This window comes from Novipirellula rosea (genome assembly GCF_039541335.1).
Classification (GTDB): Bacteria; Planctomycetota; Planctomycetia; order Pirellulales; family Pirellulaceae; genus Novipirellula; species Novipirellula rosea.
Genome location: NZ_BAABGA010000120.1, coordinates 371,307 through 384,527 on the forward strand (window position 1 = coordinate 371,307; position 13,221 = coordinate 384,527).

Consider the following 13,221-nt stretch of genomic DNA (forward strand, 5'->3'; position numbering starts at 1 on the left):
GCACAATTATTTAGCCGCGGCCAGCGGCGGCAGCATTTAGCTGCGGGCGTGAGCCCGCAGAATCAATACGCCACAAAACAGGGGAGCCGCGAAGCGGCGGCAGCAATGCTGAGAGATGATCGACGGTTACTTTTTCGCTTTACCCAATTGCTCAAGCACTCTCGCGTCGATGTGATCGTCGATGAATCGAATGGATCCATCCCCCATCAACATGTTGGCGCCCGAGAGATGGGTACTTCCATAACCAACTTGGCCTCGTTCTGAATTTTCCCAGTTTTTGCGAATGCCGAGCTGGAAGGATCGGACATTGTCAGGGTCGGCCCACGGAACGAACGCTGCATTCACTTCTCCCAAAACGATCGTTTCCCCCAGACTGTCAAAATCTTTGAAACGATGCGGGGTTGTAACAGCAAAAACTGCGGGGTTGGCCGCGTTGTGAGCTAAACCAAAACCATCAGGGGACCAAATTGGGTTTCCTTGAGAAGGACAAATGGCATCAGGCATCACGGTACGAAATGCGTCTGCATTGTTAGACGAATTCCATGGTAGAGACGGGTCGATCTCCGGAATTCCATAATTTGCATACGCCCTGATGTGATAGAGCCAATTCTGTCTTTCGTCAGGCTCTACCGTATTGGGCCGATAAGTCGACAATTCGCTATCGTGGGGCGTTTGTGTCTTGCTGATAAATATCGGTTCGGGGGATGTGACGAGCCAGCCGATTTGATGAGCGATGCCTGTCGTTGCGATGCCAACGATAAATAACAGCATGCACAAAATCACAATCGCGATACTCGATTTCAGACGCCATTGAATCAATGCGTGAGCAGGGCGCTTGGCGTTGGCTTGGGAAATGAACCAAGAAAGCAAGTAGTGGGCACAGGCAACCGAAATGGCAAAGCTCACTGCAAAAACAGCCACACCACCGCTATGAAATTGAACTTGCGGCGCGACTCGTCCAATAAAGAAAAACCAACCAGTCAATAGCGAGTTCAGAAGGTCCGTTGGTACCAGCAGGAGACTGGCCAACACAACCACAGCGACTGCCCCGGCCAACCATGCAGCACCGTTTCGATTCCAGCTCATGACCCGTCATCCAACGTGTAGGTGATGCCGTTTTTCTCCCACGCTCCGGGAGTCAGCAATTCACGTGCACCCGAGACCATGGTTAGTACGAGAACAAACAAGGATCCCCATAACAGGACCACCGCAACGGCTTTGCCCCAGGTCAATGGTGGCGACCATCCCGAGTCCTTTGCAATGGAATTCCAAAGCAATCGAATCACGAGGGTCGTGATCAGAAGTCCAACGAAGAAGAAAGAGATGGCTTGGATTCGCTGCTCCGCTGTACCCGATAATCGCAGAATTGTGTCGATATCCTCAGGTAACACACTAGGCATTCCAGCAACAACGGTGGATGTACAACCAATCGTCCAAACCAATGTTAACACGATTCGTTTGGACGCATACATGGTCGGTGACGGAACGTTCGGGGATAGGGGGCCAGCCGAAACTGTCTGTGAGTTTCGCTACATGAAACCGAGATCATCACGCCTTTTGCACCTGAGTGCGTTTGCCTGTTTTGATGCTCGCGTAGATCGCTTCGATCGCCAGCAAGTCTCTCAGTCCCTCTTCGCCCGGTACCTTGCTTTGCCGATCTTCGAGGATGCACTGTGCGAACGCGTCCATCTCGGCCGCGAACTGGTCGATTTGGTCAAACTGGATCGGGCCATCTTTGCTTTGGCCCTTGATCCCTTTGTAGCTGTAGGCTGGATCGAGTCCTAACCAACCCGATTCGCCATAAGCGTTGAAGCGATTGATGCCGTTAAACGCGTACGAAGTGCTGCAGTAACAATTCACGCCGCTGGGCATCGTCATCGTCCACGTAATCGTTTCGTCGACCTCGGCAAATTTTTGAGGATCCATTTTGGTTTCTTGCGCGGTCACCGCAACGGGTTCTTCGCCGGTTAGAAAACGGCATGCTTGCAGCGCGTAGATCCCCACGTCCATCAATGCGCCCCCACCGGCAAGATCCGCTTTTAATCGCCATTGGTTCGGATCGCCAATCTTAAAGCCAAACCCTGCTTCGATCGCGTGTAGCGGTCCGTATTTCCCGGATTGAATCGTTTCACGACAGTACAAATGATGGGGCTCGAATTGACAGCGATAGCCGACTGCAAGCTTTCGATCGTTTTGTTTACATGCCGCGATCATCGCTCGGCAATCTTCGCTACTATTGGCCATCGGTTTTTCACACAGCACGTGCTTGCCCGCGTTCGCACCTCGCACCGTGAACTCTTTGTGCATCCCGTTGGGCAACACGATGTAGACGACGTCGATGTCTTTGTTGGCCGCGATCTTGTCAAAATTTTCGTAGTTGTAAATGTTCTCGGGCTTGATCGAGTATTTGTCGGCCCAGATTTTCTCTTTCTCCGGTGTTCCTGTGACGATCCCCGCAAGTTTGGCATGCTTCGATTTCTGCAACGCCGGTGCAATTTGATTGGTACTCAAACTGCCGAGTCCGACCAAAGCAAAGTTGACGGTCGTTTTTTCTTCGGCGGCACGCGTCTTCGCTTGGGTGAGCAACGTCGACGCGGTAAGTGCTGCCGTTGATCCAATCATCGTTCTGCGACTGAGTGTCATGGTTTGCCTAGGGGTATGAAGAAGGAGCAAAGGGGGAGTAGCAATGACGGCGACGCAAAACCCGGCCGACCAATATGTCCGTAGCTCGAGTCATGCAGCATCAGCGGATGCCTCTCCATTTGAATCGGTCGAATTGCCGGCAACAAGAGTGTTTCTCGTCCATTTGCCCGCTGCGGACCAACGACGCGAAGTTCGGTTGCGGTAGGCGGTCCAGTCCATCGAAGCGGCGAGAAACACCGATTTATGCTCGTGCCAGACAATTCGGCGGGCAACTTCAAACAGAATATTTTCCACTGTCTGAACACAAAAACGGTGAATTCCTATCCAGCCCTCCGAGAGTTTACCTTTCTGACTTTGCTGAAACACCACGTGAGCTCGCTCGTCTCTCAAGATCCGCCGGCAAATCGCATGCACCGTGGGCGAATCGGTCGCTCGCATCAATGCCAGGTAATACACCTGAGCCAAAATTTCGGCGGTGACCAACACGGAGATTGAAGTTCGCAGCCCCGCTAAATGACGCAAGAAGCGGAAACAACCATCGGACCACTGCTTTTGCAGCAGCGGCACACCCTCTTGAGTCAACAGACGACCAAGCCACGCCGCATGCTGGTTCTCTTCCTGCAAAAACAACGTCAGTGCCGCAAGGTAATCGGGGTCTCCGCCTAGGTCGATCCAGTTTCTCGCACAGCGTTTGATGTGACGACCTTCGCCACTTTCGCCCAACTGAAACGTTTGTACCGATGCCGCGATTGCCGATCGTTCAGCATCGTTTAACGTCGGCGAATCGGACCATGGGATTGTTGGCACCTCTTCCAAATTTCGGATGAAATACTGAATCCACTGGCTGTTATCCCACAGAGCATAAGACGACGTGGCGGTGGCAGCAGGACCATTGAGATTTTGCCCGTCAAGTGTTTGCCCTTCGTGTGCTGACAGCTCAACGATCCGCTGCTGCACCGCATCGATGGTCGCATCTGGAGTCGACGTGCCTGCGGTCAGTCCGATTCGTTCGCAGCGATTGACCCACTCGCTCTTCAAATCGTCTTCCGATTGAACGTGATACGCCTGGCACCCCGACGCGATACAGCGATCGACGAGCCGCCGCGTGTTGTTGGAATTGCTGCCGCCCACCACCACAACCACTTCGACTTGTTTGCAGAGCAAATCAACCGCCGCTTGCCGTTGTCGCGTCGGGCGACAAATCGTGTTGACCCAACGGATAGATGAATCAGGGTGTAGCTCAGCGATGCGGTCCCGGCACGCCAAGGCGATCTCTTCGGGCATGGTGGTTTGGCAAACGATGCCGATATCCGATCCAAGTTGCCTGGGAACATCCGCAGGATCCGAAACGACGGCCCAGCGTCCTGGCGGCAAATCTTCGACGATGCCGAGCACTTCGACATGATCCGGCTTGCCGATCACGACGACGAAGTAACCTCGTTCGGCAAGCATCATTGCGGCATCATGGACGCGTCGCACCAACGGACAGGTCGTGTCGACCAATTCCTTGCCAGCGTCCATCAATCGTTTCCGGCGCTGATTACTGATCCCATGGGCGGTCACCATCACCACAGGCCGATCGGGTAACGAGTCACGATCCAGTTCCGAGAGCAACTCGAATTGCCGTGCATTCAAATCACGCGTCACGTCTTGATTGTGTACAAGCTCGCCGTAGACCGACGTCTGCTCGGGGTGCGAAACACTTTCTGCTGTTGCCAATGCGTCACGAACTCCGAAACAAAACCCAAGATGCTCGGCACGGATAATCTGGACCATAAAGTCGACCTCTCTTGAAAGGCTTTGTATTGCAAAGTGAATGGGCAAATAAAAAGAACAATCTTCAAGATGAATCGGACGCCAATCGCGAGACCGATTTACCCTGAACCTTGATTTGTTGCTGCGCATTGATTTGTCGCTGGGCGTCGCCGAGCACACGTTGCAGTTCCGCCAGGTAAGTAGCAAAACTTTCGCGCCCCGCGTCGGTCAACAAGCACGTCGTTTGCGGACGCCGAGCCGCTTCGTCGCGGACCAGTCGCACGAGGCTTGCATCGACAAGTTGTTTTAGATGTCGATTCAAATTGCCGTCGGTCAGATCACACAAACGCTTGAGCTCGTTGAACGTCAAACCTTCGGGGGCACCAGCCAAGCAAGTCATCAGCCCCAGACGTGCTTTTTCGTGCATGACTCGATCGAGTCCATCGTAGGCAAAGCGTCCCGAAGATGAAGGCGGCGTCGCGTCTTCTTGGTGTTTTGCATTAGCCATCAGGCGTGCACCTCGTGCGTGCGGGTCTGTTTGTGCATTAGCCATGCAGCGAAACATTGACCCCCACCAAACGGGACGGCCATCGCCAGCGGACTTAGTGCTCCGTCGCCGTGTGACATCATTAACACGGCCAAACCACAGCCGATGTACCAAATTGCAACTTGCGAAAGCGATCGCGGCAGTAGCGAGGAGGCCGCGAAAATTCCCAAACCAAGCAGCACCGACCACAATCCGGGCAACATCCAAGCGACCTCCGGCGACGTCACAAAGACGATCAACGTCAGCGCGGCACCGACAACAATCGCAGGAGCCAATCGCGATAAAACATCAAGCGTCATCCGCCGAGCTCGAGCGGTCGGGTCACGATAGTAACGAACCGCCATATCAGCGATCACGATCGAGAGTGAAACCGCAGCGACGCTGATCCAAAGCAGCAAATAAGCTTGTAGTGGCGTGGGCGAAGACGATACCAACCGCGATTGAATCGCGGCGGCGAGCAATGCAATGACGCCCGACGCCGCAGTCGGCGCAGCCCGCAACCCATCAAACGTTCTCGACCGATCGGCGACTGCCGAAATCAGATCTAATTGCTGTAGGGCCTCGTCAATTCGCATCGATACGCGTCTCGGTGAGCGGAAATCTTGATATTGCTTTGCATTGCAAAGTAGACGTTTGTGCTCGCGGTGTCAAGCAAAAAGATCGGGCAAAAAAGGGAGACGACATGTTGTGCAACGGCAGAATGCCTAGAAGTCTCACGTTTAGGAATCAAGGATTCCGTGGATGACGTGAGCGGGTTCGACGCCGGTCAGACGAAAGTCGAGGCCTTGGAACTTGTAGCTGAATCGATTGTGATCGATCCCCAACATGTGCAACATTGTGGCGTGGAAATCGCGAACATGCACTTTGTTCTCGACTGCGTTGTAGCCGAACTCGTCGGTCGCTCCGTAAGTGCTACCGGCTTTCGCTCCGCCGCCTGCCATCCACAGCGAGAACCCGTTGATGTGATGGTCCCGACCGCTGCCTTGAGCCATCGGCGTGCGTCCGAACTCGCCTCCCCACACAATCAACGTGTCTTCGAGCATCCCGCGTTGCTTCAAATCATTCACTAGCGCCGCGGTTCCTTGATCGACCAACGACGCGGTCTTTGCCACGCCGTTTTTGACACCGCCATGGTGATCCCAACCGCGATGATACAGCTGGATAAAACGCACGCCGCGTTCGGCCAAGCGGCGAGCCAATAAACAATTACTTCCAAACGAACCATCCCCGGGCGTACAACCATACATTTTTACAATGTGTTCGGGTTCGCCAGACATATCCGTCAATTCGGGCACGGACGTTTGCATCCGAAACGCCATTTCGTAACCGCTAATGCGCGTGGCAATTTCGGGATCATCAAGTTCTCGGTTGCGGAGCGTGTTGATCCGCGAGACCGCATCAACGACATCTCGTTGTTGGCGTGGACCAACGCCGGCGGGGTTGCCAACATAATGCACTGGATTTCCCGTCGCATGCATTTGAACGCCCTGATAGCGGCTGGGCAAAAATCCCGAGTGCCATTGCCGCGAACTGATCGGTTGACTTTGGCCTCCTCCTTCGCTGGTCAAAACGATAAAGCCAGGTAACTCCTGCGTTTCCGCACCAAGCCCATACATCACCCAGGCGCCCATCGATGGACGACCGCTGATCGCGGTGCCGGTATTGAAAAACGTATGTGCGGGATCGTGGTTGATTTGCTCGGTGTGCATCGACTTGATGACGCACATGTCATCGGCAAGTGAGGTGGTGTGTTTGAAGACACTCGACATCCACAATCCGCTTTGGCCATGGCGAGCAAACGGGTGCTGCGGCGCCATGACCTTCAACGTTTTGCCTTGCAACTGAGCGATCGGCTGTCCGTCGGTCAACGATTGGGGCATCGGTTGGCCGTCGTACTTCGCCATTTCCGGCTTGTAATCGAAGGTTTCTAGATGACTCGGTCCACCAGCCATGTAGAGATGGATGACCCGTTTGATGCGGGGGCGATGATGAAGTCCACCCGAGGCAAGTGGTGCGGCAGCGGCCGAATCGCTGCCTCGAAACAGTGACGTTAGCGCTATCGTCCCTAGCCCGCCTCGTCGCAGGAAGGTGCGTCGTGCCATCTCGTTTTGAAGCGGGAACCGATTAGAGAACATCGTTGTCTCGATTGATCAAGTGAATGGAAAAAAGGCAATCGCGGAAGTGAATTCCAATCGATCAATTAATATCGCATCATCGTTTCGTGCAAATTCAGCAAGACGCGAGCCACACTCGTCCAGGCCGCCAATTCCGCCGCTGGCAAATCCGTGGCGACAGGCGCGTTTCCCTCGGAAACCAAATCCAATGCTTCGTCTTGCTTGATCGAGTAGTGAGCAAGGTGCTGGTCGTAAATCTGTCTCAGTTCGCCGGCCACCTCGGGCTCAGGTTCACGAGAGAGGGCCGTTCGATAAGCCCACTCGATTCGCTGATCGACCGACGGAGCCGATTCACGCATGATTCTGGAGGCAAAAACGCGAGCCGCCTCGACAAAGGTCGGGTCATTCAGCAGCGACAACGCTTGCAGCGGCGTATTGGATTTTGCTCGCGCCGCCGTACATTCCTCACGGCTCGGCGCATCAAACGCCTTGAGCATTGGGTGCAAGAATGTTCGTTGCCAATGTGTATAGACACCTCGTCGATACTGGTCTTCGCCTTGGTCAGCGACGTAGGTTCGGCGAGGAAAATTCAGCTGAGCATAATAGCCCTCGGGTTGATAGGGTTTGACGCTTTTACCCCCGATTCGTTCGACCAACAAACCGCTGATCGCCAGTGCATTGTCGCGTACCATTTCTGCATCGATGCGAAAACGGCCTTGGCGAGCAAAGAGCTCGTTATAAGGATCAAGTTTCCGCAATGGTTCCGTCGGGCGAGAGGACCGGCGATAGGTCTCGCTGGTAACGATCACGCGTAGCATGTGTTTGATATCCCAGCCCGACTCGACAAATTCAACCGCCAACCAATCCAACAGATCAGGGTAGGAGGGAAACGTTCCTTGCCCGCCAAAATCATCGACGCTGGAACAAATTCCGCGTCCAAACATCAAGTACCAAAGGCGATTGACCATCGTGCGCGACGTCAAAACGTTGTCCGAGCGGCACAGCCAATCTGCCAAATCGAGTCGCGTTGCACGTCCGTTGACTTCAAGTTCGCCCAGGAATGCCGGAATCGCAGGCTCGACAATCTCACCTGAATCGTCCATCCAATTGCCTCGAGGCTGGACCCGAATCGTTCGTGGCGTGACCGATTTACTGACCAGCGTCAGCGGTGATGATTCTTCGATCGCTGTCCGCTCGGCCTGAAGCCGCTTCAGGCGTTCTTCAAGCTCGATGACCTGAGGTGAATTGGCGAGGTAATACTCTCGCACCGCTGCGGATTGGGGCTCGTTGCGATCATGGGCTGCGATTTGAAGAGCATCAGCGACCGGCTTGGGAATGCCTGCTTTTGAAATCCAGCCCGCTTTATCCCAGTAGACTTGGCCTCCGAATTGAGTGAACGCCATTCCGATGACGGGGTTCGCTGCGGTTAGCCCCACCTGATCGGCATCCACTTCGAGTCGAACCCATTTGCCGGGTTCCGGCAGCTCGCCGCGTCGTTGGTACCCAGCCCACGATTCGGTTCGTCGGCCGTAAGAAATCGCGTCGCTTCCCCACACGGCACGGTGATCCCATTGGCCATCGTTCCACTGCAGCATGATGGACTGAGGAGGATTTTTCGGATCGAGGTAGACCCAGGCGAAAAAACGAGTATCGGCAGAAACGTCGGCGGTCTTTTTCGCACCGAGAAAGAAATGTTGGACGAGTCCTTTACTGGATTGCCGCCGCGACGCGGTGCCACTGTGCACCGGCGCCGAATCAGAGGAGACGAAGTTCCATTCGCCGTCGCTGTTGCCTCCGGTGTCTTGTGTGTCATCAATCCACACCGTTTCTACTTCCGTGTTCTCGGAGATTTGTTTCTTCGTCTCGACTTCCCATTGCGGCTGGGATGCAATCAGGTTTTGGCGAAGCAACTGTTGTTCGGACGTGATGCTTGCGATGCGTTGATTGATCGCTTCGATCTTTTCGATGTCGGAATGGCTTGGCACGCGAATGCTTGGGGGACGACTGCGGGCACTGTAGACACCCCGTTCTTCCAGATCGGCAAAGAATGCGCCCAACGAGTAAAAGTCACGTGCGGTGTAGGGATCGTATTTATGATCGTGACACTGGGCACACCCGACGGTGGCTCCCATGAACACTTGCGATACGTTACGAACACGATCGGCAAAGTAGATCGAAAGATATTCTTTGGCCTGAGCTCCACCCTCTTCGGTCGTTTGGTTCAATCGGTTGTAGCCCGAAGCGATGAGCTGATCGATCGTAGGGCTGGGAAGCAGATCGCCCGCTAATTGTTCACGAACAAATTGGTCATAAGGCATGTTGGCGTTCATCGCCTTGATGACATAGTCGCGGTACGGCGACTGTGACACGTTCTGGTCCCCGTGGTAACCGACAGTGTCGGCATAACGAACCAGATCCAACCAATAGATTGCCATTCGCTCGCCATAGCGCGGAGAACGCAGCAAGCGGTCGACGAGTTTTTCGTAAGCATTGTCACTCGTGTCGTTAACGAATGCGTTGACTTCGTCAAGCGTTGGGGGAAGTCCCGTTAAATCAAACGATAACCGCCGAATCAAAGTAATGCGGTCGGCTTGGGGCACGGGGGCGACAGACTCTTCGGATAACCGTCTGGCAATAAAACGATCAATCACGGACTGGGGTGACGCGTCGGCCGATGCCGGTGGCAACGTAGGACGAACCAAGGGGACGTACGCCCAATGCGGCTCATAGACAGCGCCTTCGTCGATCCAACGCCGCAGTAGTGCTTTCTCGGACGCGTCGAGATGTTTGTGTGATTCCGGCGGCGGCATAATCTCATCGGGATCGCTGGAAACGATCCGGCGAATCAATTCGCTGGCCGATGCGTCGCCCGGCACGATCGCCTCGCTTGCTTCGATGGCCTCGTCACGCAAGTCCAACCGCAATCCGCCTTCGACCATTTCTGCATCGGGGCCGTGACAGGCGAAACATTTGTCGGACAGAATCGGACGCACATCGCGATTGAATCGCAGCGGTCGATCGGCCCATGCGGTGATGCCACCCACAAGGGCAGTCAGTGCAAAGGGAATCAGTGCGAAGTTACGGATGCCGATGGATTGGGGGGCACGCATCGATTCTGATCCGAAGGTGGGAGAACTAGGCGGGGGAGATGCGGTTATTATATCAAGTCTCGCTTGATCCCCATACGCGAATCGGAACATCGCTAAACCACAAAAAAAGGCTGGCGTTTCCTTTGACAGAAACGCCAGCCTGAAGTCGTTATTCGCTTAAAGACTCTGACTATCGGCCACGATAGTATTGGTTCGGAGCGGTCGAACCGTTGGGATAAACGATTTGACGATTTTGGGTGGGGGCCGCCGCAGGGGCTTGGGCAGGTGCTTTTGCAGCTACGGGTTCTTTGGGCTCATTAGCCAAGTTCCATCGTTTGCCGTTCAAACCGGCTTGTGGGTTCCAGTCCACGCCGGGGACGAACAAAATCGATGCGATGCTGCTGCCGTTGATGGTGGCGATGCCCCATTCGGTTTCAACCGTAACGAGTTTGACGTCGGTTGCACCGGTGATCGAGTCACCGTTGAGCATGACGACGGTGGTCGACGCATCGTCGGCCGAGGCAAACTTGATTCCTGCGACTTCTGAAAGCGGGATGTTGGCAACGCCGAACGAGGTTTGCATGTCCAGCTGAGTGGTGTCGGTCAAGGTGCCCTTGATCACTGTCTTGCTAATCAAGTCAACGCTGACGCTCAGCGGTCGCACTTTGCTGCTGGTGACCACTGCCTTGGCAACCGGTGTCGCCTTGGCAACCACGTCGGCTTTCTTGGCCGGAACTGCTTTGGCTTCGTCATCGGCGAACCCATTCAGCCCGAGAGCCGACGACGAGATCACTGCAACCGCAAAACAAGCAACTAGATTCTTGAGCGAAAAAGGATATGACATCTTCTGAGAAACTCCAAAATGGAAGTAGGTGAAACGTTGTATTGGGAAAGGTGGAATGCATGTGGGCGACTGTCCCCCCCGCCTGTTACATTGAACTTAGTTGCCAACCCATCGAAGTCTAATTTCAATTGCCCATCTTTCTCCAACCCATCGATCTGTTGCTTGCGAAACCGGAACAACCGGCAAAATGCGAGTTTGCATCAAAAAACCGCCCGTCGCAAATTACATGCGGACGGGCGGTTTCGTTTGAATTTCGGCGAATTGCACGTGTCAACTCGCCTGCAAATCGTTTCGCAGACTAGCTGCCACAAGCACACGAAGATGCGGCCGAACCACAAGAGCTGCATGCCGGAGCGGCAGCAGCCGAACCGCACGAGTCACAGCCTGCGGCTGCGGGTGCCGAGCAACCACAGCCACTGCCGACGGCAGAAGCAGCCGATCCCGCATCCGCGTCACAGCACAGGTTGATGGTCTCTTCGACCAAGCGTGGAACCATCTTGCAAACTTGAACTTTTTGCTCTTTGTTCACAACCACAGGAACGCACACGGTGTACTCTTCGACTTGCTCTTCCGCAACGCGGTCGTAGCGAGTCACGGTGTACGGCTCGACAACGTGCTCAGGAACGTTGTAGGTGTAGTTCACTTCCTTGGTGCGTTTTTCGGTGTGATACGAAACGTGAGGAATCGTTTCGGTCTTGGTCACCGTAGTGTACTCGAGTTGCTTACGCACACGAGTGCGAGTTTCGTCGCTGTATTTGACGACTTTACGCATGCGGGTGCGTGTTTCGTCAACGTAAACGACCGACTTTTTGGTGCCTGTGCGTGTTTCAGGCTGATAGACCACTTTGGTGCATTCGTAAGGAACTTGCTCGCTTTGTTGTTCGTAAACGGTGTAGCTGACTTCTTGCGAACGAGTGGTGGTGCCAGAGACAGCCACTTGTTCGGTCACAACGTTAGGAACCCAAACTCGCTTGGTGGTCGTGCCACAGGCACCCACAGCGGATTGGCTGACACCGGCGATCGAAGCGCCGTTGCCACCACCGTTGGATCCGCAGCTGCCACAAGCCGAGCTGCCACATGGACTGCCACAAGCTGAGCCACAGCTGGATGCACAGCGACCACAGGATCGTTTGCAATGTCCGCGTAGCAGGCCACATCCGTGACGGTGACCGACCGCTGAACCACAGCCGCCCATCATGCCATTGCCACATCCGTTTCCGCTGCTGTACCCGGCGGGGGCCGATGTCGCAGCAACCACTTGTTCTTCCCAATGACCGTAGTCTTTGGTGACGGTTTTCATGGTGGTCGTAGGCACGCAAACTTCGATGGTGCGTGTTTTCGACACGGGAACCGCGTTCACGACGGTGTGCATGCGTTGTTCGGTGACAACTTGGGGAACGCTAACGGTGTAGGTGAAAGTCTCGTCCTTCAACTGAGGAACCTTGACGGTGTATTCCTCTGGGACTTCGACGAGTTGGGGAACTCGCACGGTGTACTCTTCGGGGACTTCGACCCAAACGGGGACCGATTCGGTGACTTCGACCGTCTTCTCGGATTTCTCAGGAACCAGCACGCTGTATTCGACCGTTTTGGTTTCGGTCACAGGCGTGTTGACGACCTTGGTGCGATAACGCTCTTCGGTCACGGGAACGGTTTTGTAGACGGTTTTTGTACGTTGACGCACTTCTTCACGATTTTCGGTAACACAAACGATACGTGTTTCGGTGACGTATTTCGGTTCCAAAACCACACGATAGTTGGTTACGGGTTGGCACAGCATTTCTCCGCCGAGGGAGTTTGCGGGGCCACTCGCAGAGCCAAGTTCAGTTGCACATCCGGCACCTGAACTGATTGCAGCACCGCAACCGGCGGCGCTGCTACAGCCAGCGCCCGTCGAAACGGCACCGCTAGCACAAGGATCACTGCATCCGCCACAGGAGAGGCAGTGGCCAGCTTGAGAGACGCTGGATACGACCAACGCCAAACAGATGGCTGATAAATTTGCAAACCACTTCACAGTTGTCACGCTCCAAAAACATAAAGGTAAATGTACGTATCGTTAGGCCATGACCAGTGGCCTAGCCGGTTGCCGATCCCCCGAGCGACACAGACGAGACTAAATGCGGAGCAACGAGTTGCAATCCTTGACCCGCAAAAAAGTCGAGAATCGCTTTCACAGCAGCCATGGATTCCTCCTTGATGCGTCAAATCACCGGCATATTCGCTAAG

Annotated in this window: 10 protein-coding genes; all 10 read right to left on the reverse strand. The window is 54.6% G+C overall.

The genetic code is table 11. The features are described from left to right. Positions 1-126: 126 nt before the first annotated feature. The 10 genes from ABD971_RS33635 to ABD971_RS33680 all read right to left on the reverse strand — a co-directional run bounded on the left by ABD971_RS33635 (position 127) and on the right by ABD971_RS33680 (position 13,009). On the reverse strand, positions 127-1,086 hold the full coding sequence (locus ABD971_RS33635) for an H-X9-DG-CTERM domain-containing protein (RefSeq protein WP_345328036.1): 960 nt from the start codon (positions 1,084-1,086) through the stop codon (positions 127-129). After that, on the reverse strand, positions 1,083-1,400 hold the full coding sequence (locus ABD971_RS33640; RefSeq protein WP_345328038.1) for a hypothetical protein: 318 nt from the start codon (positions 1,398-1,400) through the stop codon (positions 1,083-1,085). The genes ABD971_RS33635 and ABD971_RS33640 overlap by 4 nt, the downstream gene beginning before the upstream one ends. Before the next feature lie 148 nt (positions 1,401-1,548). Further along, on the reverse strand, positions 1,549-2,643 hold the full coding sequence (locus ABD971_RS33645) for a Gfo/Idh/MocA family protein (RefSeq protein ID WP_345328040.1): 1,095 nt from the start codon (positions 2,641-2,643) through the stop codon (positions 1,549-1,551). Between the two features lie 90 nt (positions 2,644-2,733). After that, positions 2,734-4,419: a 4-hydroxy-3-methylbut-2-enyl diphosphate reductase gene (gene ispH, locus ABD971_RS33650; protein ID WP_345328042.1), complete on the reverse strand. Its 1,686-nt coding sequence runs from the start codon at positions 4,417-4,419 to the stop codon at positions 2,734-2,736. 64 nt (positions 4,420-4,483) lie between these two features. After that, entirely contained in the window at positions 4,484-4,906 is a 423-nt protein-coding gene (locus ABD971_RS33655; protein WP_345328044.1) for a transcriptional regulator, read from the reverse strand. Further along, entirely contained in the window at positions 4,906-5,520 is a 615-nt protein-coding gene (locus ABD971_RS33660) for a hypothetical protein (RefSeq protein ID WP_345328046.1), read from the reverse strand. Before ABD971_RS33660 ends, ABD971_RS33655 begins: the two co-directional genes overlap by 1 nt. A gap of 144 nt (positions 5,521-5,664) precedes the next feature. Beyond that, positions 5,665-7,080, reverse strand: a complete 1,416-nt coding sequence (locus ABD971_RS33665) for a DUF1501 domain-containing protein (RefSeq protein WP_345328048.1) — start codon at positions 7,078-7,080, stop codon at positions 5,665-5,667. 65 nt (positions 7,081-7,145) lie between these two features. Further along, positions 7,146-10,169 (reverse strand): PSD1 and planctomycete cytochrome C domain-containing protein, encoded by a 3,024-nt coding sequence (locus ABD971_RS33670; RefSeq protein WP_345328049.1) that lies wholly within the window; start codon positions 10,167-10,169, stop codon positions 7,146-7,148. 169 nt (positions 10,170-10,338) lie between these two features. Next, positions 10,339-10,992 (reverse strand): RNA-binding protein, encoded by a 654-nt coding sequence (locus tag ABD971_RS33675; protein WP_345328051.1) that lies wholly within the window; start codon positions 10,990-10,992, stop codon positions 10,339-10,341. A gap of 298 nt (positions 10,993-11,290) precedes the next feature. Beyond that, a complete protein-coding gene (locus ABD971_RS33680) occupies positions 11,291-13,009 on the reverse strand; it encodes a ferredoxin (RefSeq protein WP_345328053.1) in 1,719 nt (572 codons plus the stop codon). Between the last annotated feature and the right edge of the window lie 212 nt (positions 13,010-13,221).